The 17,936-nt window shown below is 35.2% G+C and carries 39 protein-coding genes; 21 read left to right on the plus strand and 18 right to left on the minus strand.

Annotated elements, in window-relative coordinates; translation table 11 throughout:
- The 4 genes from A9G40_RS13820 to A9G40_RS15115 form a co-directional block, all read right to left on the minus strand.
- On the minus strand, positions 1–197 hold a 197-nt coding region (locus A9G40_RS13820; protein WP_141675226.1), incomplete at its 3' end, for a hypothetical protein.
- Positions 194–637 carry a D-Ala-D-Ala carboxypeptidase family metallohydrolase gene (locus A9G40_RS13825; RefSeq protein ID WP_065582152.1) on the minus strand — a complete coding sequence of 148 codons (444 nt, stop codon included), beginning with the start codon at positions 635–637 and terminating at the stop codon, positions 194–196. The genes A9G40_RS13825 and A9G40_RS13820, both read right to left, overlap by 4 nt.
- Entirely contained in the window at positions 630–935 is a 306-nt protein-coding gene (locus A9G40_RS13830; RefSeq protein WP_081302152.1) for a phage holin, lambda family, read from the minus strand. The genes A9G40_RS13825 and A9G40_RS13830 overlap by 8 nt, the downstream gene beginning before the upstream one ends.
- Positions 936–1,170: 235 nt before the next feature.
- Positions 1,171–1,311, minus strand: a complete 141-nt coding sequence (locus tag A9G40_RS15115) for a hypothetical protein (protein WP_176700510.1) — start codon at positions 1,309–1,311, stop codon at positions 1,171–1,173.
- Between the two features lie 100 nt (positions 1,312–1,411).
- Between A9G40_RS15115 and A9G40_RS13840 the strand changes: the two genes are divergently transcribed.
- Together A9G40_RS13840 and A9G40_RS13845 are read left to right on the plus strand one after the other, a co-directional pair.
- A complete protein-coding gene (locus A9G40_RS13840) occupies positions 1,412–1,588 on the plus strand; it encodes a type II toxin-antitoxin system HicA family toxin (protein ID WP_065583495.1) in 177 nt (58 codons plus the stop codon).
- Positions 1,589–1,629: 41 nt separating this feature from the next.
- Complete coding sequence (locus tag A9G40_RS13845; protein ID WP_065583496.1) at positions 1,630–2,043, plus strand: type II toxin-antitoxin system HicB family antitoxin; 414 nt, start codon at positions 1,630–1,632, stop codon at positions 2,041–2,043.
- A 34-nt stretch (positions 2,044–2,077) separates the two neighbouring features.
- On the opposite strand, the gene A9G40_RS13850 is transcribed toward A9G40_RS13845, so the two are convergent.
- From A9G40_RS13850 to A9G40_RS13910, 14 genes are all read right to left on the minus strand, one after another.
- Entirely contained in the window at positions 2,078–2,923 is an 846-nt protein-coding gene (locus A9G40_RS13850) for an endonuclease (RefSeq protein ID WP_081302278.1), read from the minus strand.
- Positions 2,924–3,231: 308 nt separating this feature from the next.
- Positions 3,232–3,732: a hypothetical protein gene (locus tag A9G40_RS13855; RefSeq protein ID WP_065583497.1), complete on the minus strand. Its 501-nt coding sequence runs from the start codon at positions 3,730–3,732 to the stop codon at positions 3,232–3,234.
- Positions 3,733–3,735: 3 nt separating this feature from the next.
- Complete coding sequence (locus A9G40_RS13860; protein WP_065583498.1) at positions 3,736–4,284, minus strand: recombination protein NinG; 549 nt, start codon at positions 4,282–4,284, stop codon at positions 3,736–3,738.
- A gap of 150 nt (positions 4,285–4,434) precedes the next feature.
- Positions 4,435–4,590, minus strand: a complete 156-nt coding sequence (locus A9G40_RS15120; protein ID WP_179854663.1) for a hypothetical protein — start codon at positions 4,588–4,590, stop codon at positions 4,435–4,437.
- 9 nt (positions 4,591–4,599) lie between these two features.
- Positions 4,600–5,253 carry a metallophosphoesterase gene (locus A9G40_RS13870; RefSeq protein ID WP_065583500.1) on the minus strand — a complete coding sequence of 218 codons (654 nt, stop codon included), beginning with the start codon at positions 5,251–5,253 and terminating at the stop codon, positions 4,600–4,602.
- Entirely contained in the window at positions 5,250–5,702 is a 453-nt protein-coding gene (locus tag A9G40_RS13875) for a recombination protein NinB (RefSeq protein ID WP_065583501.1), read from the minus strand. Before A9G40_RS13875 ends, A9G40_RS13870 begins: the two co-directional genes overlap by 4 nt.
- 66 nt (positions 5,703–5,768) lie before the next feature.
- On the minus strand, positions 5,769–6,017 hold the full coding sequence (locus A9G40_RS13880; protein ID WP_065583502.1) for a DUF3310 domain-containing protein: 249 nt from the start codon (positions 6,015–6,017) through the stop codon (positions 5,769–5,771).
- A gap of 28 nt (positions 6,018–6,045) precedes the next feature.
- Entirely contained in the window at positions 6,046–6,291 is a 246-nt protein-coding gene (locus tag A9G40_RS13885; RefSeq protein ID WP_065583503.1) for a hypothetical protein, read from the minus strand.
- A gap of 2 nt (positions 6,292–6,293) precedes the next feature.
- The gene (locus A9G40_RS13890) at positions 6,294–6,476 is read right to left on the minus strand and encodes a hypothetical protein (protein ID WP_065583504.1); all 183 of its coding nucleotides are present in this window, start codon (positions 6,474–6,476) and stop codon (positions 6,294–6,296) included.
- Positions 6,461–6,619 carry a hypothetical protein gene (locus A9G40_RS15125; RefSeq protein ID WP_176700511.1) on the minus strand — a complete coding sequence of 53 codons (159 nt, stop codon included), beginning with the start codon at positions 6,617–6,619 and terminating at the stop codon, positions 6,461–6,463. Before A9G40_RS15125 ends, A9G40_RS13890 begins: the two co-directional genes overlap by 16 nt.
- 25 nt (positions 6,620–6,644) lie before the next feature.
- Positions 6,645–7,301: a hypothetical protein gene (locus A9G40_RS13895; protein ID WP_065583505.1), complete on the minus strand. Its 657-nt coding sequence runs from the start codon at positions 7,299–7,301 to the stop codon at positions 6,645–6,647.
- Positions 7,302–7,303: 2 nt separating this feature from the next.
- A complete protein-coding gene (locus A9G40_RS13900; protein ID WP_442902738.1) occupies positions 7,304–8,035 on the minus strand; it encodes a helix-turn-helix domain-containing protein in 732 nt (243 codons plus the stop codon).
- 2 nt (positions 8,036–8,037) lie between these two features.
- Complete coding sequence (locus tag A9G40_RS13905) at positions 8,038–8,316, minus strand: hypothetical protein (RefSeq protein ID WP_065583507.1); 279 nt, start codon at positions 8,314–8,316, stop codon at positions 8,038–8,040.
- Positions 8,313–8,543, minus strand: a complete 231-nt coding sequence (locus tag A9G40_RS13910) for a transcriptional regulator (protein WP_065583508.1) — start codon at positions 8,541–8,543, stop codon at positions 8,313–8,315. Before A9G40_RS13910 ends, A9G40_RS13905 begins: the two co-directional genes overlap by 4 nt.
- 115 nt (positions 8,544–8,658) lie before the next feature.
- Between A9G40_RS13910 and A9G40_RS13915 the strand changes: the two genes are divergently transcribed.
- From A9G40_RS13915 to A9G40_RS13995, 19 genes are all read left to right on the plus strand, one after another.
- Positions 8,659–9,348 carry an XRE family transcriptional regulator gene (locus A9G40_RS13915; RefSeq protein WP_065583509.1) on the plus strand — a complete coding sequence of 230 codons (690 nt, stop codon included), beginning with the start codon at positions 8,659–8,661 and terminating at the stop codon, positions 9,346–9,348.
- A gap of 51 nt (positions 9,349–9,399) precedes the next feature.
- Positions 9,400–10,320, plus strand: a complete 921-nt coding sequence (locus tag A9G40_RS13920) for an SDH family Clp fold serine proteinase (protein WP_065583510.1) — start codon at positions 9,400–9,402, stop codon at positions 10,318–10,320.
- The gene (locus tag A9G40_RS15620) at positions 10,313–10,447 is read left to right on the plus strand and encodes a hypothetical protein (protein ID WP_255307328.1); all 135 of its coding nucleotides are present in this window, start codon (positions 10,313–10,315) and stop codon (positions 10,445–10,447) included. Before A9G40_RS13920 ends, A9G40_RS15620 begins: the two co-directional genes overlap by 8 nt.
- Before the next feature lie 475 nt (positions 10,448–10,922).
- A complete protein-coding gene (locus A9G40_RS13925; RefSeq protein ID WP_141675281.1) occupies positions 10,923–11,207 on the plus strand; it encodes a hypothetical protein in 285 nt (94 codons plus the stop codon).
- Positions 11,208–11,288: 81 nt separating this feature from the next.
- Complete coding sequence (locus A9G40_RS13930; RefSeq protein WP_065583512.1) at positions 11,289–11,594, plus strand: hypothetical protein; 306 nt, start codon at positions 11,289–11,291, stop codon at positions 11,592–11,594.
- 90 nt (positions 11,595–11,684) lie between these two features.
- Positions 11,685–11,984 carry a hypothetical protein gene (locus A9G40_RS13935; protein ID WP_065583513.1) on the plus strand — a complete coding sequence of 100 codons (300 nt, stop codon included), beginning with the start codon at positions 11,685–11,687 and terminating at the stop codon, positions 11,982–11,984.
- A complete protein-coding gene (locus A9G40_RS13940; RefSeq protein ID WP_065583514.1) occupies positions 11,984–12,379 on the plus strand; it encodes a hypothetical protein in 396 nt (131 codons plus the stop codon). The genes A9G40_RS13935 and A9G40_RS13940 overlap by 1 nt, the downstream gene beginning before the upstream one ends.
- 182 nt (positions 12,380–12,561) lie before the next feature.
- Positions 12,562–12,729: a hypothetical protein gene (locus A9G40_RS15135; RefSeq protein ID WP_176700513.1), complete on the plus strand. Its 168-nt coding sequence runs from the start codon at positions 12,562–12,564 to the stop codon at positions 12,727–12,729.
- Positions 12,710–13,603, plus strand: coding sequence for an ATP-binding protein (locus tag A9G40_RS13945; protein ID WP_065575882.1), 894 nt, complete (start codon positions 12,710–12,712; stop codon positions 13,601–13,603). Before A9G40_RS15135 ends, A9G40_RS13945 begins: the two co-directional genes overlap by 20 nt.
- Positions 13,600–14,211: a hypothetical protein gene (locus A9G40_RS13950; RefSeq protein ID WP_065583515.1), complete on the plus strand. Its 612-nt coding sequence runs from the start codon at positions 13,600–13,602 to the stop codon at positions 14,209–14,211. Before A9G40_RS13945 ends, A9G40_RS13950 begins: the two co-directional genes overlap by 4 nt.
- 32 nt (positions 14,212–14,243) lie before the next feature.
- Complete coding sequence (locus tag A9G40_RS14475; RefSeq protein WP_081302279.1) at positions 14,244–14,813, plus strand: Nmad5 family putative nucleotide modification protein; 570 nt, start codon at positions 14,244–14,246, stop codon at positions 14,811–14,813.
- A 167-nt stretch (positions 14,814–14,980) separates the two neighbouring features.
- A complete protein-coding gene (locus A9G40_RS13960) occupies positions 14,981–15,526 on the plus strand; it encodes a DNA N-6-adenine-methyltransferase (protein ID WP_065583516.1) in 546 nt (181 codons plus the stop codon).
- Positions 15,507–15,740, plus strand: a complete 234-nt coding sequence (locus A9G40_RS13965; RefSeq protein ID WP_065583517.1) for a hypothetical protein — start codon at positions 15,507–15,509, stop codon at positions 15,738–15,740. Before A9G40_RS13960 ends, A9G40_RS13965 begins: the two co-directional genes overlap by 20 nt.
- A 149-nt stretch (positions 15,741–15,889) precedes the next feature.
- Complete coding sequence (locus tag A9G40_RS13970) at positions 15,890–16,069, plus strand: hypothetical protein (RefSeq protein ID WP_065583518.1); 180 nt, start codon at positions 15,890–15,892, stop codon at positions 16,067–16,069.
- 21 nt (positions 16,070–16,090) lie between these two features.
- Positions 16,091–16,618 carry an HNH endonuclease signature motif containing protein gene (locus tag A9G40_RS15385; RefSeq protein ID WP_065583519.1) on the plus strand — a complete coding sequence of 176 codons (528 nt, stop codon included), beginning with the start codon at positions 16,091–16,093 and terminating at the stop codon, positions 16,616–16,618.
- Positions 16,602–17,042 carry a single-stranded DNA-binding protein gene (ssb, locus tag A9G40_RS13980; protein WP_065583520.1) on the plus strand — a complete coding sequence of 147 codons (441 nt, stop codon included), beginning with the start codon at positions 16,602–16,604 and terminating at the stop codon, positions 17,040–17,042. Before A9G40_RS15385 ends, ssb begins: the two co-directional genes overlap by 17 nt.
- Before the next feature lie 115 nt (positions 17,043–17,157).
- Positions 17,158–17,433 carry a hypothetical protein gene (locus A9G40_RS13985; RefSeq protein WP_065609673.1) on the plus strand — a complete coding sequence of 92 codons (276 nt, stop codon included), beginning with the start codon at positions 17,158–17,160 and terminating at the stop codon, positions 17,431–17,433.
- A 2-nt stretch (positions 17,434–17,435) separates the two neighbouring features.
- Positions 17,436–17,681 carry a DUF3850 domain-containing protein gene (locus A9G40_RS13990; RefSeq protein ID WP_065581715.1) on the plus strand — a complete coding sequence of 82 codons (246 nt, stop codon included), beginning with the start codon at positions 17,436–17,438 and terminating at the stop codon, positions 17,679–17,681.
- A 25-nt stretch (positions 17,682–17,706) separates the two neighbouring features.
- The coding region (locus tag A9G40_RS13995) for a hypothetical protein (protein ID WP_065583521.1) at positions 17,707–17,936 on the plus strand (230 nt) is incomplete at its 3' end.

Genomic DNA, 17,936 nt, shown 5'->3' on the forward strand with positions numbered 1-17,936 from the left:
TTTTCTAGCTCGCGTTTGCTTTGCTCATTATCTGCTATGATTTGATTGTTTTTAGCGATGTTCTGATTTAACTGTTCGATTTTTCCGAGCAGTTCATCGTTTGTTTTTTGAATTGCTTCTTTGTCTTTACACAAATTAACAATAACATAAATCATAAATGTAAAAATAATCGCTATTGCCGTGTATGTTTTATTCATTTTAAACCACTCAAATAAACCGTTTTACCGCCCTGCTTGGCTGCTGTTAACACTATTTGGCGATTATGTGTCGGACTAAAACCAATGTGCACCCATTGATTATGCTCTTGAATTAATTTATCGAACTGCACCCCAGCATCAACCAACTGTTGACAAATCTCTTTAGGCGTACCGAATGACGATTTAAAGTCTACCGCTAATCCCTTTGTGTGAGCGCTTGTTGCTACACCGCCAACTTTAGCATTTAGCGCAGGACAGCGATATCCAGACGTGATAATAATTGGCTTACCTAAAGCTTTTCTTACCAACTCCAGCTTAATAGCTGTTAATTGCACGTTGGGCATTAAATCAGCAGGCACAGAGTTATCAATTTTTAATCTACTAGCTGTTGTCGAGCGAGTAAACTCTTCTAGCGTAAAATGTTCAGTTAGCTTAGTCATCGTTGTTGTCAACCCTTTTTCTTAACATTGAATTTGATACTTGACGTAATTTATCAACACCTAAAAATCCAATTGCGCCACCAATAAACGGATTCATACTAACTGGTAAGCCAAAATAGTCTAGCCCACTGCTAGCAGCTAATGACAACGCACCACACAATAACGCTTCAACCCATTTACGGCGTCCGCCTACCCCGTCATATGTTAAACGACCGTAGGCTATAATGATGGATAGAATGACACCGTAAATTAATGGCGCATTCGATTGCAACCATTCCATGATTGATGATTTATACATGTTATTATTCTTCATATGAGTTAATAAGGTGACAGCGTACTAGCTATATTGAGTGGTGTGCGTGTCTAGCTTTGCTGTCGATTCTGTAGATGCCCCCAAACGTATCACAAACCAGATTTATCCAGATTGTGTAGAGGTTATGAGGGGGACTGTTTTGGCATGAGCTAGAAGATTCGAACCTCTATTATGATTTGAAGACCATAGTTTTCCCAATTAAACTAAGCTCAAATAATTATTAAAGCGACATAATCCAAACTAGCATAGACTCATCGCTTTCTAATGCGAAAAGTGGAACTTCTAGCGAACCCGATTTTTTAGAGCTGTTTAGAGCATCCAGAATATCGATTAAATATTTATCCTGCTCTTTTGCAGTCATAAAGCGCCTCAAAAAAATCAACATTTTTGTTTACTTTCCTGTTGACGTTATAAACATTTTTGTTTATTATAATTACATCTTAAAACAACACGGAGGAATAATGAAACAAAGTGAGTTTTTAAGATGGTTAGTTGCTCAAGGTGTTGAGGTAAAGCAAGGAAGTAATCACATAAAACTTTATTACAACGGAAAGCAATCAACAATGCCAAGACATCATAGTCGAGAGTTAAAAAACGGCACAATGAGAGCAATCAAAAAGCAACTAAATCTAAAATAATAAAAGCCCTCGCAAGGGGGCTTACTTAAACAGAGGTTATTATGTTTTATCCAGCAAAATTAACTAAAGATGATGGCGGTTATACTGTTACATTTCGAGATATTCCCGAAGCTATCACCTGCGGTGATGACTTAGAAGATGCTTTAAATATGGCACAAGATGCGTTAATTACAAGTATGGATTTTTATTTTGAAGATCATCGTAAAGTACCGTTACCAAGCAAAGCAAAAAAGGGAGAATATTTAATTGATTTACCAGCAAGTCTTTATGCAAAAGTATTGTTGCTAAATGAGATGATTGATCAAAATATTTCTAACGTTGAGTTAGCAAAGCGCATTCATGTAAAACCTCAAGAGGTACAGCGTATTGTCAATCTAGATCATGTGACAAAAATTGATACTATAAGTAAAGCCCTGTCTGCTCTTGGTAAACATCTTGAACTAAAAATCGCTTAAATTTTCATTGTTCCTCTAACAAAAAAAGCCTCAATTAGAGGCTTTCTTTATTACACTGCTCTGTAATGAACTTATTATCATTACCCTGAATTTTTTCTATTAGTTTGTTGCGTTCGCATTCCCATTTTTGCGGCTGATACATTTTATCCCACGCTGCCATCAGCTTTTCTTCTTGATTAGATAAATTAATTTTGTATTTATCAGACATATAAAGATATGTGCGTGCTATTACGCCTCGAATTTCGTCGCGCGGTTGGAATTTTCTTTCTTTAAAATCTACAGCAGTTTTACATTGACCATACTGTTCAAACGTGTTAGTAAATTGCGAGTATCGATAATTGGATCGGTCACCATTTACTTCACCAATCGCTGGTTGCAAGTTATGCATATCCCCTTCTATTTGATTGAAGGTAACATCTTTTTTACACGCTTTACGCCCACCATCTCGCCAACATTGTAGATGACGTCCGAAATTTTCGGCTGGCATAACATGTTCCCATTCAATGCGTTCAGCTCTAGCCTGATTTTTTCTTGGCTCATATCCGCATTTACCAAAATCTACAACACCTTTTTTACCTGTCCATGAAATATCACATCCGCAGTAAAATTCGGTTTGTGTTGAATTTGATTTATATAATTTAGTCAGCTGAGTTTTCGCATTGTCAAAATTTTGCTTACTAATTGCAATTTGATCGGATGTTGGCACTGATTTTGACTTTTTCGGCTTAGGCGTCGGTGCTACTGAATACGTTCCTATTCGACAAGTTTTAGATGCTGATATGCACGAATTGCCACACGGTATGCCTTTTCTACAATTTTTCGCATTTGAAATTGACGGGAATAATAAAAATAAAACTAAAATTAAAGCTATTTTTTTCATAATTTAATATTACCTGCGCTTAGAAAGCGCGCAGTTTAATATAAAAATTACAAAATTAGAATAAAAAAGCCCAACTTATTAAAATTGGGCTTCTATTTAAAAACAGTTTGGATACAAAAATTCCAGTCTGGGTACTTTATACCACTGTGCTCTTAAGAAATCAAGATTTTTTTGCTATAATTAAATAATTCCATCTCTAAACATATTTAACTTCTAACAGATAATAAAAAAGCCCGCATTTACGAGCTTTATATATAAAAGTCCCATCATGACTAATGTAGTATACTTTCTGTCTCACGTCAACTAAATTAATAAAAAATATCATTTCTTTTTGATAAATTAGCGACAATATAACTTTCAAACGATTTTAGCCGTCTATCAACTGTATCTTTTGATATATCTCTCATTTTTGCTATTTCTCTTAATGTTAATCTCTCGCTCCCATCTGAGCCATCAATAACAACATCAATGCCACGGTAATACAAATCTGCTAATTCCCATTGTTCTCTTAACGCTAAATCTTTAGAATTTTTAGCATTTCTCATGCATTCATCAATAAATTCTAGCTCGTTTTCTATATAAACAAGGTTATGTTTAGGGTATAATTCTGAAAACATAGCGCTAACATTTTTATAGCCACATCTGCTAGAATATGCATTGCATGCACCCCACATTTTTAACAAATCAATAGCTTTGGCTAGTAAATTGTTCTCATTAGCTCTCTCAATAAATAAATTTTTACTATTGAGATAATTTTCAAATTGCTTAACATCTGGCTCATCATCAACGTACATATATTCTGCTAGCATTTGTTATCTACCCTTTTTTAACTCTTTTAATTTTTGCTTATACTCAGCTTTAATCTGTTTTATTTGCTCTATCGTGTATTTTTTTGGTTCGTGATACCCCTCTAACCATTCAACTTTTTCAATGCCAATTTTTTTCACCAGATTAATTCTGTATTCAATGATGTTCCCTGATTTGTGGTTATTACATGCTGAACATTGCTTGTGTACATTTAGCTCGCAAAATCGCAATTCAGGACATGCTCCAACACTACGATAATGTCCTGCGTGATATTGACCCGTGTGATAGCGCCCACAACTGATACACGGCTCGTTTTTGTCTCGCTCTCGAATAAATGCATTAAATGCTGTTTGCGCTTTTCTTAAATGCTCTGACCGAGTTTTAATTTTCTCTTTTGTTATTCGTGTTAATTTAATTCTGGTTTGCTCTTGAACGCTGTTATCTTTTGCATATTGAATAGCACAATCAATTGAACAAACCTTGGCGAGTGAGTTAAATAATGCGAACTTTTTACCGCAGTTTTTACATTTTTTCTGTTTTATTTCTCTCTTCATCGTCTGAACTTCGCTTTATTCTTGTAAAACTTACCGCAAGAGCCTTTTACTTCTCCGTTAACACCAACCAATGGTCTATTACAGACATACAAATCCCAATCAACGTTATATAAACAAGCGCCATTGCATTCTGGGCATTTAAAATCTGTTTTAATTAATTTGTGTTTTCTCGGCATCATTAACTCTATTTAAATTATGCTGATTAATGTATTCTCTGCGTTGTTCTCTAACTACTGCTATTGCTCGCTCTAACTCTTGCTCTTTATCATCGTATCGTTTCAGTTGTTCTTTGTGTTCGTTGTTCATCATGCTACCCTAAATATTGTCTATCCTAGTTAATACTAAGTTGCCAGAAAAAAACGCCCCAGTATCAATGTAAACCCTGTTTGCAACTGGCGTCACTTCTCTTTGCGGAGTATGACCAAACACAAAAAATTCAACACCTTTTATTCCTGTATTGTCATATTTTTCAAATCGTTCTCGACTCCAAACCACTTTATTTAAATCAATAGGCTTGTTGAATACATATTCATTTGCTGGATAATCTGCGTGTGCAAACGCTATTAATTCGTTATTGATTGAAAGCTCAATAACTAAAGGCAATTCATTGCACTTATTAATTAAGTTAACAGCTTCCTGTTTATCTAAATCGTTTAATGTGAAAAACCAACCCCCACCGTTGTATTGCCATGCAGATAATGATTGTTCATCTCCATTAATTCCATTAATTGCCATTTGCTCGTGATTTCCACGAACCGTTTTAAACCAATCCTGATTAATTAATCGTAAACATTCTAAGCTTTGCGTACCTCTATCAATTAAATCACCAACCGCTATCAGTAAGTCATGTTTAAAATCAAATCCTGCGTCACTTAACTTGCTCATAAGTAAGTCGTAACAACCATGTAAATCACCAACTGCAAATATCTTTTGATACCTATTGCCATTAACTTTTAAATAACCCATCATGCCACCTTTGATAATTGGTCTTTGTACCAATCAAATATTAATAAATCTGACTTAGACTGCTCGCTCCAATTGACGCCCTTCTCAGCTCCAAATGCATATGCTAACTCCAATAAATCACTCAATTCTTTTTTACTCATTCTTCTTGTTGATTGCCCCAAAACAATAAAACCTGTCCCATCCAAATTGGGGACCGTTTTTTGTCCTTTTAGTGTTGCTGTAAAAACGTGCTTCCATTCTTCTGGAGTTAGCGTTAATCCGTGCCAATTAACTTGTTTCGATATATCCGTTAATGTTGCCCACATGCGGGCGTTTTGCTCTAAAGTTCTAGTCATCTCTTGAATACAAACTACTAATGGATTTTTACTATCAACTGGTAATGAGCGAATAAAATTAATTAAATTGTTTTTTACTGTTTCGCTAACTAGTTTAAATATTTTCTTATTTGCCATTACTTAGTTGCTCTCCAAATCACGAATCCCCAAAAAACAAACGAAGCTATTGCTACAATCACTTCATCACTCATCGTCTACTCCCCAGTCAACGCACAGATGTTTTTTATTTTCAAAAATCTTCTCGTACTCATTCGCTTTTGCGATATCTTGCTCTAACGCATCTTTTTTCCCTGCTCTGATTCGATATTTCAAAATATTGCCGAGACAAAAACCTTGAAATTGCTCAACTGTCATGCTACGTGCGATGATATCGATTGATTCGATACCGCTAATTATTTGATAATGTTTTGGATTTTTTACGTTGTTATTCATTTATTAATTACCTATGATTATTTTCGTATCATTCTTTTGTTGTAACTATGATGCGATGATTAGCTGTTTCATAAAAAATTACCCCGTTTTCGTTAACCCTGTTTTTTATTGAGTCAAGAAATTTTCCAGCTTGTATCAACTCATTGTTTGAAAAAAATGAATTAATGATGTTAATGCTAGCTACTGAAACGTTGACAGCTAACGCAATAACGATTAACCAAGAAACTAGACCGTTAATAACCGCTTTAGAGCGTCTAGTAAAATCTTCAAACATCCCTAAACCCTCACACACTCAAAATTACGGACCAACACATCAACTTTAGTATTGCCGAATGAGTTTTTAACTGTAGCCAGCGTTTTAATTAAACCTTTTTCTGTGAGTTTTGAATCACGATGCAATACGATTGTTCCCCACTCTTGCCAACCTTTTTTAACTTCTGCTGTTATTTTGTAAGCCATTTTTGTATCAACTCCCGTAATTTAATTTTGTCTTCTTCTGAATATTTTTTAACTCGTTCTGCTAGTTCAAATTTTATTTTTGATTTATTCGCACCGCGTTTGCCCAATTCTGCAACATAGTCATACGCTATTTTGTCTAGCATGTGATAGTGACCTAGTGAGCAGTGATTAACCCTCCGCAACACAAGCCCTACCTGTTTTTAACATCTGCTTAATGCTAGCAATATGCATCATGCTTTTACTTGATGCTCCCTGCCCAGTTTTACATTCCAGCATTGCAAACGTACTCTCTGGTTTCGGCAGATAATGATTAGCTCGCTCTTGCGTTAACAGCCCTGTAAAAACAGCATGATTTATAGCGTCAGTACGTTTTTCTTTATCGCTACCTAGCGAAACAAACGTTTCAACGGCACGTCCGCACATCATCGATTCATCAACCATTCGCTCATATGCATCAATAAACGTTCGTCTCGCCCCGATTTTGTCGCCATTTCGGTAGACAATCTCGGCTTGCGCCCACGCTTTCGCCATTTCGCTAGTCCATACAACGGTGTTAGTTTCATCACTAGCCAGTATTGCAATTGCCCATGCTTCATCTGGTGATAAATGATTACTTGCACCGCCCATTAGCTTGATTAAATCCGCAGGCTTCGGCATAAACTGGCTTTTACGCACCCAAGCATTAGCGGCAGCCTTTAATGAATTAATCGGATATTGTCCAAGCATTGACCAGTAAATATTGACTTTAGTTGTGCTTGCTTGTTGCCCGTAAAGCTCAAGCAATCCGCCAATAACTGATAAAAAATCATCTGTAATCTTTGCCATGGTTAAGACCTCATACTCTCTAAAACAGCTCTGTTACGTTCGGCAAGGGTCATGAATTTTGATGGCGCGCCATTAGGTGTTTGTTGCTGATTATTCAAATATCTATATTCAAACGTTTGCCAACCTCGGCTTAATGTCATTTCAATAAGCTCATTAGCGTTATATCCATTGCGAATGGCTTTGTTTAATTCACGGATCAGATAATTAACAGCCCCTTGGGTTAGCGGTTTCTTTATTGATTTTCTAAATTTCACAAAATCATCAATAAGATTTTTTTCCAACAAACCATCAAGACCAGAAAAATCAAATCCGCTAATAATTAGGTTATTGACTGGTTCTTTGACTGGTTCAATAATATGACTGGTTATGGGTGCAGGATTTGCACCATCGAGTGGTGCAGGAGATTCACCACTGGGTGCAGCATTTGCACCACTAACGGAATTATTTGCACCATAGGGTGCAGCATTTGCACCACTAAAATTTAGGTAATAAATATTAGATTTATTGAGTCCGTTTTCGGATTTTCTGCTTTCAATTTTTAAATATCCATTAGAGGCTAACCATGAAATGTGATTTTGCACGGAGCGCTCAGAAATTTCGCATTGTTCAGCAATATAAGCAATCGATGGAAAACATTCGCCTTTGTCGTTAGCATTATCGGCTAGTTTAATTAAAACCAGCTTTCTAAGCGGATTGCCAACTTTTAATTTCATGGCTTCAACCATTAATAACATGCTCATTGTGCAACCCTCTTTAACGTGTAGTAATAACAAGCTTTCTTAGTCTTCTCATTGATTTTGTGATACTTATCTTTCACATAGCCATATTTGAATAATCGCCCTGTTTCCCGAAGTCTTGCGCTAATCGCTGGTGTTGTATCAAACTGGTTAAAACGCTTCTTAATCTCGCGTTGAATATCGTCTAGTGTTCGGTATTTACCGTCACTACAAACAGCTATAACACGCTCTTGTTGTGATTTTGGCTTTAATAGATTTTCATTGTTTAATGTACTCATGCCCGACCTCTAATTACTGACCAGTTGACATCTGGACGGAGTTCTTCGCACGTTACCTGTCCATCTGTTAAAAACTCTATGTCTGGACAACGCTCAGCAGGAACAGCAACATACTGCCATCTAGAAACAGCCCAAGACGTTATACCAAAATGCTTAGCTAACCTTGATATTCCACCTCGCCCCTTTTCATTTCCTAAAATTTTAAATGCTCTTTGAATTGGTAACATTCAACCTCCAAACAACTTTAAGTAGTATTTTTATTAAAATGATACTACTTTAAATAGTGTTGCGCAAATTTTTTTTAACATTAAAATCTACTAAAAGTAGTAAAAGGAAAGAAACATGAACGAGACTATAAATAATAAATTCAAAGACAGACTGCATTCAGTAATGATCGAAAAAGGCTTGTGGATGGGTGACGTAAGCAAAGGGACAGGCATAAACTACGAAATGATTCGCAGATATGCGCAGGGTACTGCTATACCGAGAAACTCTAATTTAGATAAGATTTCTAAATTTTTGAACGTTGATAAAAGCTGGTTACTTTTTGGTACTGGAGATAGTAAAGCAAAAGAAACTATCACAAATAAAAATGAAAACTCATTCTACATTGAAGTATTAGATATTACTGCTAGTGCAGGTGCTGGTTATCTAAATTCGGATGTGATGGAAGTGATTAAATTAGTAGAATATGATTCAGAGCAAGCAAAAACATTATTTAAAGGAGTTAATGCAAATAATTTAAAAGTTATCAACGTTAGCGGGGATAGTATGCAAGGAACGTTTGAGAGTGGTGACGCAATATACGTCGATGTATCAAGAAGATCGTTTGAAGGCGACGGCATTTACGTATTTACTTTTGGACGTAATTTGTATGTCAAACGATTACAAGTAATTAAAAATATTATTCGGGTAAAATCCGACAATAAACTGTACGACTCGTGGGAAATACATGAAGATGAGTTTGATCAGCTATACATACACGGCAAAGTAATGCTAAGTCAATCAATGCTATTAAGAAAACACGGCTAACCGCTTCGGCGGTTTTTGAATAAAATATAAATGAACTTATAAGGAAACGAGATGGTAAAACAACAAAAAAAATCAGAAGAAGTTAACGATAATAATTATGATGTTTATTTCTATTATGGCGGTATATATAGAGATGGGTATGAGAAATTAACACATCTAATTGAGGAAAGAAGAAAAAATAAGAAATTAGCAGAAGCTGTTATACTTGTATTAGTAACATTTGGCGGAGATCCGCATTCAGGATATAGAATAGGAAGAGCATTGCAACACTATTATACTGATCATGTCAACGTTCTAATTCCCTCATACTGTAAAAGTGCAGGAACGTTGGTAACTATTTCAGCTAATCGATTATTTATCGGTAATCGCGGAGAATTAGGTCCACTTGATATACAACTCCAGAAAGAAGATGAAATTGGCGCAAGAAATTCTGGATTAGATATATTCAAAGCAATTAATCATTTACAGGAGAGAGCTATAAATTCATTTAATAGTTATGTTAAAGATATAAGATATTCAACAAGAATAAGTACAAGATTATCAGCTGAAATAGCAGAGAAACTAACTGATAGCGTTATATCCCCAATCGCCAGTCAAATTGAACCAATGAAAGTTGGAGAGCACCAGAGAGCACTTGAAATTTGTTTAGAATATGGTGTAAGATTAGCAACTAAAAGCAAAAATCTAATTAGCAATGATCTTTTGGGTAAACTCACAATGGGATACCCAGATCACGCATTTGTAATTGATAGATGTGAGGCTCGTAAATTATTTAGGAATGTAGAATCTCCAGACAATAATTCATACATCAAACAATTAGATAATTTAGCTATAATAGAAATATCAGAATCAAATATAAATTTCGGTGGCGAACCAGATGTAACCGATTTTACTGATAGAATCAAAAACGAACAGGTGGAGTTAAATAAAAATGATGAATCTAAACCAATTACAGAGAATGGCAATGAGTAGTGTTCAATATAATTGGGAGGAATATACAAAAAATAGCTATGAAGTAGCAAAGAAAGCTATTGAATATTCAAAAGAGTCATCCCAAAAAGTAGAAGAAGCAAGAAGAAGAAGCCTTAATACATATTAATTCATCTTCAAATAATTAATTATAAAACCCGCTTATGCGGGTTTTTTCACACCTAAATTCCCCATCACAACTTTAAAACAATTCATTGATTAAAAAACAAGCAAACGAATAACAATAAACCAATTAAAAAACATAAACATACTACTTTAAGTAGTGTTTTATTAAAAATAAACACTACTTTTAGTTGCATTTTTAAACTACTTACAGTAGTATATACACATCAAAACAAACAAATCAACTTACCAAAGTTGAAGCTCTTTAAAAATTCGGAAAGTCGGGACAACTTATAAAGTGTTATTCAAGTAGACAGTGTGAAAGCAAAGCTCATCTTAGAACGAAATGCCTAGCTCCCTCTAAGCTGATGAAAAGATAGCACGGAGTAAGGGAGCGCATTACCTGCTGGGGTATGTACCAGCATTCAAATCAAAGCGCATTTAAACAAGTGCGCTTGAATTTGAAATAAGAAAGGAGATAGATGATGTTACATAGAGCTGTAGAAAATAGTTACGAAAATGCTTATTGCAACATGATAAACAATATCGAAATGCAAGACGATAAAGAAGCAGAAATCAAAGCTCAGTCAAACGAACTTTATGACAAGCTCAGCGATGATGATTATCTAGAAATTGAAGAAAAAATAATGAAAGTGTTTGGTTGGGATGATGTTGACACTGATTCAGTTCAAAAAGCATTAAAGCTCATATGTTATGAAAAAGCTGAATTTCATTTTAATGAAAAAAATAAAAAATCATTTTATTAAGCTAACGAATTTTAACAGCTCGGAAAGACGAGCATCTATATCCATTCGCCCTCTTTTGAGGGCTTTTTTAGGAGCTAATTAATGAATAATGTAAAACAATCTAGCGAGCGAACAAATAAATTAATAGATAACGCTGTAAAAAATCATCAATCAGATGACGAGGATTACATTATAGATTATTTTGCTGAACTGATTTTTTCAGTGAAAACTGAGCTTGGTGTAGCTCAAGCTACAAATGCAAAAAGTACAATAAAAAACGCAATAAAAAACGAAATAAAAATCCGCTCTAATTGTATGACAGCACTAGATAGCGCTGTAGTTTTTGCAAGAAGAATCATCTATTTTAATTTGGTTTTGAGTCTTAAAACGGCTTGGCGCTTGCCGTAAAGCGCTATTTTCTTTCATATGCTTGCCCGTGAATTTAGTAGCGGGCTTTTTTACAGAATTAGCAAATATAAACTTATGGGGGATTAAACAATGACTAGTAAAAAAATTATTGAAAAATTACAACAGCTAGACTGGTATGTTAAATGTGAAACTGAGCACGAAATAGCATTGGTGTTAAATGCATGTCTGGACGCGAATGTTTGCTGGGCTAGCGGAGAATTTGCACATCATTTCTCGGATGTTCTGTTACAGAAAACACCAATTTTTATTGGTCGAGACTCTGAATATGACGAGCACGGTTTGAGCTGGGATGATTGGGATTCATTTCTCAGTAATAAAAATTGTGAGGACATAACAAATTGGTTTTTCGAAGAATTGAGGAATGAATAATGGAAGAATTAACACCGCAAAACAAACATGAAGAACACCTTGTTCAGGTTTTATTAGCAAAAATGCAGGGTGTGCCAGTTGAATATAAGCGCGGCGCTGATTGGTGCCGAGCAGTCCCTGATTCCGTATCATTGAATACAGAATACCGCATTGCACCTCAATCAACACCTTTACCAATTACGCGCAATATGTGGCGAAAAATTAGTAAAAAATGGAAATACGCGGCAATGGACAAAGATGGCGAAGTGTATTTTTACATTAATGAACCATATGCCGATAAATATGGTGGTTGCTGGAATGCTTCTAGCAATGAGTATTGTAGAAGCGTCTTATTTTTCAATATTGATGGAATTAATTGGCGTCTCTCGCTCACAGAACGACCAGAGGATGTCTAAATGAACACAATACCGATTGACCATGTCGGCTGTAATGTACATGACACAGACCGATTTAATATTAATTACAAACTAAACAAGGGCGAGCAAGTATACGCCCTTTTTTGTACCTACTTTTTGACATTCGGCGGACTGTTTGGGCTGATTCGATGGATGTTAGAAGTGGCAACGGAGTGAAGATAATGACGTGGGAAGAAATATATAGCTCGCTACCTATTCAATCAAGAATGATTATTGATATAGCAGAAGCGTACAAGGTTGATTTAACAGAATTAGCTAATTTACAAGTTCAAAAACAAGAAAGCGACACGCATTTAAATGAGGTGATACATGGCTCTAAAAATTATTAAGGCAGAACAACCAATTGAAGTAAGCAATCTAACTATCTGCTTATATGCCCAACCAGGATTGGGGAAAACATCAACAGCGTTTACAGCCAAAAAACCGTTATTATTTGATTTTGACAAAGGAGCGTACCGTTCACAATTTAGAAAAGATGTTGTGGACATACAGGAATGGGATGATGTTGAAAGTGTTACAGAACAAGATTTAATGCCCTACGATACAATTGTTATTGATACGGCAGGAAGAGCATTAGATGCGTTACAAGCGCATTTAATAAAAGGTAACCCTAAGTTTAAAGGTTATGGCGGGCAACTATCTTTACAGGGTTTTGGTGCTTTAAAAGCCAGTTTTATAGGCTGGTTAAAATTGCTTAACTCGTTTGGTAAAGATGTTATTTTGCTTGCACATATGGATGAGCAAAAAAGTGGCGAAGATATTGTGGAACGCCTTGATATACAGGGTGGATCGAAGAACGAAATATATAAAGTCGCTGACGTAATGGGGAGAATTAAAATTAATGATAAACGTAATCGAATTTTAGATTTTAACCCAAGTTCATCAGGGTTTGGTAAAAATCCTGCACAGTTGGAAGTAATTGTAATTCCTAATTTTGTGGAAGCTCCTAATTTTTTAGAAGATGTAATCACACGTATCAAAGATAAACTCAATGAAAAATCCGAACAAGCAAAAGCTGAAAATGAGCGTCTTGAAAAGTTAAAGGCGCATTTGTTTACATTGAATGATGTTGATGAGTTTAACTCTCAACTAGAAGAAATGAAGCAATCCAAGCCTCTGGATAAAAAAATACTGATTGATGTTGCAACATCAAAAGGTCTTGTATTCAACAAAGAAAATAAGTTATTCGAGGTTGCCGCATGATAAGAATATCGGCTACACAACTAGAATCGTATCGCCGATGGTTGTTGAATGATGAATCAACTATTGACAATATGATTGATTTTTTATTAAAACGAACTCCGCCGACCGAAGCAATGCTGGCAGGTTCGGCATTTCACAAGGTGCTTGAAACCGCTAAATATAATGATGAGCTAGCTATTGTAGAACAGGACGGATTTAAGTTTGATTTATCGGGTTTAGACTGCGAAATTGCTTTACCAGAAGCTAAGGAATTTAAACTAGAAAAGCAAACCACCATTAATGGTGAGCCAGTTACTTTTGTTGGTGTAGTTGATGCAATCAAAATCAATGAAATATTCGATCATAAATTGACATCACGAGCAGATGCTGAAAGCTATATCGATAGTATGCAATGGCGTTGTTATCTAGACTGGTTTGATTGCGATAAATTCACATACAACCTATTTCAATGCTATAAACCAGCCAATCAAGATGTTTATTTGATTAAATCATTTCTACCTGTTTCATTCTATAGATATGACAATATGGGAGCAGATGTGCATGAAATGGCTTCGTCGTTTATTGATTTTGTAAAAAATCATGTTCCAGAGTTTATTAAAAAAGATTAGCCGTCCAAGTGACGATTTTATTAGGAATAATTATGACTAGATTAACTAAAACTATCAAAGAACAAATTTGTAAAAATGCAATTGAACAATCACCAGTAACTAAAGAGCTAGAAATAGCAAATGAAAATTTATCTAAATTGGCACTTGACGTTTATAACGATAACGTAACTGCTGAGCAACTCAAAGAAGCGGATGAAATAAAAGCTCGCGTTAAAGAGCTGCCATTTGATAGAGGTAGTGTTTTTTACACTTACAACCACGTGAGATGTTATTTTAACGGGTTAAGCGCATGTCTAACATTACCGCCTGAACGTGCTTTTTATGAATTAAAAGAGTACCCAATGTACACTGTTGATCATGAGTTTTCAAAACGATTTTTGTCATTACAGAATCAGTTCAAATATCTAGAAAAACAAAAAAATGATTTAGAGCATGAAATTATGGCTATCTTAAATAGCTGTGCAACTCTCAAAAAATTACAAGAGATATGGCCTGAATCTGTCAACTTTTTAGACGGTATACAAGCGAATGTTATTAAAGACAATTTACCTGCCGTTGTTGTTGAAGATTTAAATAAGAAGCTTGGCATAACAGTAAGTTAACGGATTGCGTCTGGTATATGCGTTGATGATTAGTGTTAGCAGAGACCCGTCCTCCTTCAGTTAGCGCACTAGTTTGAAATATACAAGCCGTATTGTTTGACAGACGGTAGTCGCGCCGTTGGCGACAGAGCGACACCCACCAAATTACTACATCAGAGAGTTTTAAAATGGCTATTCTAAACAAATCACAAACAGAGAAGCAAAACAAGGATTATTGGCGAACGTCAGAATTATTGATCAATGATGCGTTAACACTGCTTAACATAAAAGGCTTTGGTACTGATGTATGTTGCTCAAGTGAAGATGTGAAAATAAATAGCGCAACTTGTTATATAACTGAATCTAACAATGCGTTAGAGAGTAATTTATGGTTTTTAGCTAGTAACCCAAGTATCACCTCATTTTGCAACCCTCCTTTTTCACGGAAATGGGAGTTTTTCCAAAAAGCAGTAGAACAAGTTAACAAATGGAGTCAGCAAGTGTTAATGGTCCTGCCATACACTCCTGCAACAAAAGCATGGCAAGATAATATACACGGACAAAACTGTATTATTTATGTTCCGAATGGACGTTATCAATATTTGTTACCGAACGGCGAAAAGCCAACAGGTGGTTGTAATTTTGATACGTGTTTAATTCTGATTGTGCCATTTAAGTGCGGGAATGTAATAGTTAATTATAAGCGAGGTTTAAGTGAGCGAAAAAGTATATGACGTTGATTTACCGATACCAAAATTTAGTTTATTCGACCCTGTTTTATATAACGGCATGAAAACAGAAATCGCAAATAATGATATTTATTATGCATATGATGAATCGGGCGTTATGTGCCCGTGGTATCACATCCCCGTTTTTATAGACGGGTTTATTAGCATTCAACTAGTACCAGAAACTGATTTAAAGGAGGTCAGTAATGATTACAGATGATGAGTGGAGAAATTTAAAGCCGGGGGATGTCATCTGACATACCCCAACAAACGGGGTTAAAGCGGTAAAAATTAAAATTGAAAAAAATACAGCAACAAATTGATGAAAATTTAAAAGAGCTGGAGCAAAGTTAAATAAAAGGGGTGATTATGATTATTCTAACAATAGAAGAACGAGAAGATGAAAACGTTTATTTTAAGGCTGAGGGGATAGACACATCAACAGATATGGAAAAATCAATGCTGGGTTCTGTGTTGGAGTTAATAAATAATAATTTTGACGTTGATAAAACAAAACTGGAGCAAGAAAATGGCGCGTGGAATAAATAAAGTTATTTTAGTGGAGGTTGAATGGACAAAGAGAATCTAATCTCATTATATAAACAAGGTTTAAGTATCCCTCAAGTATCAGTTATATTACACACGCCACAAAGCACCATAAGACATCATTTAAAAAAATCAAACATTCTTAGGTCTAGAGCTGATGGAGTTCGTTTAGCTGCTAAAAATGGAAGGCTTTCAGCAAATAAAGGTATAACTCGTACTTTTACAGACGAATGGAAGAAGAACATGTCAAAAGCAAGACTTAAAAATGCAGAAACAAATGCTAAAGGAATTTCCTTAAAACCAAGTGGTTATTATGAAATAACACGAGGAGAAAACAAGGGGCGGCTTTTGCATGTTATTGTTTTTGAAAATCGATTAGGAAGAAAATTACTCGAAGATGAATGTATTCATCATATAGATGGTGATAAAACAAATAACGACATTAATAATCTAGCGTTAATGACTAGGTCTGCTCATGCTCGTTTACATCGCCATGAAGATAAACTATCAAATAAATTAATAGCGAGGAATAAAAATGGCACGTGGAGTTAATCGTGTAATTTTAGTAGGCAATTTAGGTCAAGACCCAGAAGTTCGTTACATGTCTAATGGTAATGCAGTTGCTAATCTTAGTTTAGCAACGTCAGAAACTTGGAAAGATAAACAAACTGGCGAGCAAAAAGATCGCACTGAATGGCATAGAGTTGTTATATTCGGTAAATTAGCCGAAATTGCTAACGAGTACGTCAAAAAAGGCGCTCAAGTGTATATTGAAGGTCAATTACAAACAAGAAAATGGCAAGATCAATCAGGTAACGATCATTATACAACTGAAGTTGTAGTCAACCCAATAGGTGGTACATTGCAAATTTTGGGTAGTCGTGACAATAATAACGCTAGCCAGACACAACAAAAACAACAGCAACAAACAACAACACAGCATCAAGATACATTTGATGACAACATCCCATTTTAAATCAATTAGTTAAATCAACTATCTTGGCGGTTAATCACTAATAGCTGCCGAGCACCCCCTCTATTCTATTAATTTATTACAACTATCTGCGCTGATTATTTAGCGTAGATACTTTATGGGAATAATTATGCAAATTGATGAATCCGTATTTAACCACGGCAAAATCGAATTTCAACATATCGACTATGGTTATGTTTTCTTGTTTGATAACGAGCTTTATATGAAGATTGAATTAGACCCGATTATTCTGTCGTTTGTTTTCAAATGCTCATCTAAAGGTGTACACGAAATAACTAACGGATGCGCAATCAATCTTATTAGCGGTCAAGGAGAAGTGTTTGCTGATAACTGTATGGTCGAACCAGTAAAAGCTGTAATTAAAAGGAAATAATCATGACTACACACGAACTAAAAATTAAATCAGAGTATTTTATGGATGTTGTAAAAGACATAAAAAAGGCTGAAATACGCTACAACGACCGAAATTACAAAGTCGGAGATATTCTAAAGTTGCATGAGATTGATGAGCTAGGTAATCGAACTGGCAATCAATGTAGCGTTATTGTCTCTCACATTTTAGATGATGCTGAGTATTTGAGGGATGGTTATGTAATGCTGAGCATTGACGTAATATACTGATTTATGTAGAGGAATTAGGCGAATTATGAATAGTAATACTCTAAAGAAATATCAAACTCAATTACAAAAATTAAAAGCGAAGCAAAGCGTTGTCAAAACAGAATTAACAGATTGTCAGCATCGCTATAACTCAATCAAAAATGAAATACTCGACGTACAAACAAAGATAAATGAACTATCACGTAATAATAAACTAATAGTTAGCGAACATGCAACAATTAGGATATTAGAGCGCATGTTTGGAATAAATTTGAG

The organism is Gilliamella sp. Nev3-1 (assembly GCF_001690435.1).
Taxonomy (GTDB): Bacteria; Pseudomonadota; Gammaproteobacteria; order Enterobacterales; family Orbaceae; genus Gilliamella; species Gilliamella apicola_C.

What these genes read in the sequence shown, in the direction of transcription:
- A9G40_RS13825 (WP_065582152.1), bottom strand. Translation starts at nt 637, where the DNA reads ATGACTAAGCTAACTGAACATTTTACGCTAGAAGAGTTTACTCGCTCG.
- A9G40_RS13830 (WP_081302152.1), bottom strand. Translation starts at nt 935, where the DNA reads ATGTATAAATCATCAATCATGGAATGGTTGCAATCGAATGCGCCATTA.
- A9G40_RS15115 (WP_176700510.1), bottom strand. Translation starts at nt 1,311, where the DNA reads ATGACTGCAAAAGAGCAGGATAAATATTTAATCGATATTCTGGATGCT.
- A9G40_RS13840 (WP_065583495.1), top strand. Translation starts at nt 1,412, where the DNA reads ATGAAACAAAGTGAGTTTTTAAGATGGTTAGTTGCTCAAGGTGTTGAG.
- A9G40_RS13845 (WP_065583496.1), top strand. Translation starts at nt 1,630, where the DNA reads ATGTTTTATCCAGCAAAATTAACTAAAGATGATGGCGGTTATACTGTT.
- A9G40_RS13850 (WP_081302278.1), bottom strand. Translation starts at nt 2,923, where the DNA reads ATGAAAAAAATAGCTTTAATTTTAGTTTTATTTTTATTATTCCCGTCA.
- A9G40_RS13855 (WP_065583497.1), bottom strand. Translation starts at nt 3,732, where the DNA reads ATGCTAGCAGAATATATGTACGTTGATGATGAGCCAGATGTTAAGCAA.
- A9G40_RS13860 (WP_065583498.1), bottom strand. Translation starts at nt 4,284, where the DNA reads ATGAAGAGAGAAATAAAACAGAAAAAATGTAAAAACTGCGGTAAAAAG.
- A9G40_RS15120 (WP_179854663.1), bottom strand. Translation starts at nt 4,590, where the DNA reads ATGAACAACGAACACAAAGAACAACTGAAACGATACGATGATAAAGAG.
- A9G40_RS13870 (WP_065583500.1), bottom strand. Translation starts at nt 5,253, where the DNA reads ATGATGGGTTATTTAAAAGTTAATGGCAATAGGTATCAAAAGATATTT.
- A9G40_RS13875 (WP_065583501.1), bottom strand. Translation starts at nt 5,702, where the DNA reads ATGGCAAATAAGAAAATATTTAAACTAGTTAGCGAAACAGTAAAAAAC.
- A9G40_RS13880 (WP_065583502.1), bottom strand. Translation starts at nt 6,017, where the DNA reads ATGAATAACAACGTAAAAAATCCAAAACATTATCAAATAATTAGCGGT.
- A9G40_RS13885 (WP_065583503.1), bottom strand. Translation starts at nt 6,291, where the DNA reads ATGTTTGAAGATTTTACTAGACGCTCTAAAGCGGTTATTAACGGTCTA.
- A9G40_RS13890 (WP_065583504.1), bottom strand. Translation starts at nt 6,476, where the DNA reads ATGGCTTACAAAATAACAGCAGAAGTTAAAAAAGGTTGGCAAGAGTGG.
- A9G40_RS15125 (WP_176700511.1), bottom strand. Translation starts at nt 6,619, where the DNA reads ATGCTAGACAAAATAGCGTATGACTATGTTGCAGAATTGGGCAAACGC.
- A9G40_RS13895 (WP_065583505.1), bottom strand. Translation starts at nt 7,301, where the DNA reads ATGGCAAAGATTACAGATGATTTTTTATCAGTTATTGGCGGATTGCTT.
- A9G40_RS13900 (WP_442902738.1), bottom strand. Translation starts at nt 8,035, where the DNA reads ATGTTATTAATGGTTGAAGCCATGAAATTAAAAGTTGGCAATCCGCTT.
- A9G40_RS13905 (WP_065583507.1), bottom strand. Translation starts at nt 8,316, where the DNA reads ATGAGTACATTAAACAATGAAAATCTATTAAAGCCAAAATCACAACAA.
- A9G40_RS13910 (WP_065583508.1), bottom strand. Translation starts at nt 8,543, where the DNA reads ATGTTACCAATTCAAAGAGCATTTAAAATTTTAGGAAATGAAAAGGGG.
- A9G40_RS13915 (WP_065583509.1), top strand. Translation starts at nt 8,659, where the DNA reads ATGAACGAGACTATAAATAATAAATTCAAAGACAGACTGCATTCAGTA.
- A9G40_RS13920 (WP_065583510.1), top strand. Translation starts at nt 9,400, where the DNA reads ATGGTAAAACAACAAAAAAAATCAGAAGAAGTTAACGATAATAATTAT.
- A9G40_RS15620 (WP_255307328.1), top strand. Translation starts at nt 10,313, where the DNA reads ATGAGTAGTGTTCAATATAATTGGGAGGAATATACAAAAAATAGCTAT.
- A9G40_RS13925 (WP_141675281.1), top strand. Translation starts at nt 10,923, where the DNA reads ATGATGTTACATAGAGCTGTAGAAAATAGTTACGAAAATGCTTATTGC.
- A9G40_RS13930 (WP_065583512.1), top strand. Translation starts at nt 11,289, where the DNA reads ATGAATAATGTAAAACAATCTAGCGAGCGAACAAATAAATTAATAGAT.
- A9G40_RS13935 (WP_065583513.1), top strand. Translation starts at nt 11,685, where the DNA reads ATGACTAGTAAAAAAATTATTGAAAAATTACAACAGCTAGACTGGTAT.
- A9G40_RS13940 (WP_065583514.1), top strand. Translation starts at nt 11,984, where the DNA reads ATGGAAGAATTAACACCGCAAAACAAACATGAAGAACACCTTGTTCAG.
- A9G40_RS15135 (WP_176700513.1), top strand. Translation starts at nt 12,562, where the DNA reads ATGACGTGGGAAGAAATATATAGCTCGCTACCTATTCAATCAAGAATG.
- A9G40_RS13945 (WP_065575882.1), top strand. Translation starts at nt 12,710, where the DNA reads ATGGCTCTAAAAATTATTAAGGCAGAACAACCAATTGAAGTAAGCAAT.
- A9G40_RS13950 (WP_065583515.1), top strand. Translation starts at nt 13,600, where the DNA reads ATGATAAGAATATCGGCTACACAACTAGAATCGTATCGCCGATGGTTG.
- A9G40_RS14475 (WP_081302279.1), top strand. Translation starts at nt 14,244, where the DNA reads ATGACTAGATTAACTAAAACTATCAAAGAACAAATTTGTAAAAATGCA.
- A9G40_RS13960 (WP_065583516.1), top strand. Translation starts at nt 14,981, where the DNA reads ATGGCTATTCTAAACAAATCACAAACAGAGAAGCAAAACAAGGATTAT.
- A9G40_RS13970 (WP_065583518.1), top strand. Translation starts at nt 15,890, where the DNA reads ATGATTATTCTAACAATAGAAGAACGAGAAGATGAAAACGTTTATTTT.
- A9G40_RS15385 (WP_065583519.1), top strand. Translation starts at nt 16,091, where the DNA reads ATGGACAAAGAGAATCTAATCTCATTATATAAACAAGGTTTAAGTATC.
- ssb (WP_065583520.1), top strand. Translation starts at nt 16,602, where the DNA reads ATGGCACGTGGAGTTAATCGTGTAATTTTAGTAGGCAATTTAGGTCAA.
- A9G40_RS13985 (WP_065609673.1), top strand. Translation starts at nt 17,158, where the DNA reads ATGGGAATAATTATGCAAATTGATGAATCCGTATTTAACCACGGCAAA.
- A9G40_RS13990 (WP_065581715.1), top strand. Translation starts at nt 17,436, where the DNA reads ATGACTACACACGAACTAAAAATTAAATCAGAGTATTTTATGGATGTT.